The organism is Nocardioides astragali, from assembly GCF_024436375.1.
Taxonomy (GTDB): Bacteria; Actinomycetota; Actinomycetes; order Propionibacteriales; family Nocardioidaceae; genus Nocardioides; species Nocardioides astragali.
In genome coordinates this window covers 1-573 of sequence record NZ_JAFMZM010000014.1, presented here as the reverse complement: position 1 = coordinate 573, position 573 = coordinate 1, and the positions used below count along the sequence as shown (strand labels likewise).

Annotated in this window: 1 protein-coding gene; it reads right to left on the bottom strand. The window is 66.5% G+C overall.

Going from position 1 to position 573, the window contains the following annotated elements:
- Window positions 1–573 (bottom strand): haloacid dehalogenase type II (locus tag J3P44_RS24760; RefSeq protein ID WP_255893191.1); only part of this gene is annotated, 573 nt, incomplete at both ends.

Genomic DNA, 573 nt, shown 5'->3' with positions numbered 1-573 from the left:
AGCAGCACGAGGTTGCGGAAGCCCATGTCGTGCATCGGCATCGGGTCGTAGCGGGTGTGCGAGGAGACGTGGACGAAGTCCTCGGGCTGGGCGTCGAGCTGGTCGAGCATGTACTCGAACGCGCCGTAGCGGGGCTTGTAGTAGCCGGCCTGCTCGGCGGTGTAGACGGCGTGGAAGTCGGCCTCGAGCCGGGGCACGCTCTCGGCGAGGAAGGCGTCGTCGGCGTTGGAGAGGATCACCAGCTTGTAGTGCTCGGCCATCTTCTTCAGCGGCTCGACCACGTCGGGGTGCGGACCGAAGCTGCGTACGCCCTCGGCGAGCAGCTTGCCCGCAGTCGGGTCCGACTCGATGCGCCACTTGCGGCAGACCCGGTCGAAGGCGTTCTGCAGCACCTGCTCGTAGGGGTAGTACGCGTCGCACACGGCGTCGTAGCGGTAGCCGCGGAACTCGGCGACGAACTGGTCCCACTGCTCGGCCGGGACCTGGTCGCCGACCAGCTTCTTGGTGATCGGCGTCATCGGCCAGCTGATCAACGTGCCGTAGCAGTCGAACGAGACGTACTTCGGACGGAAC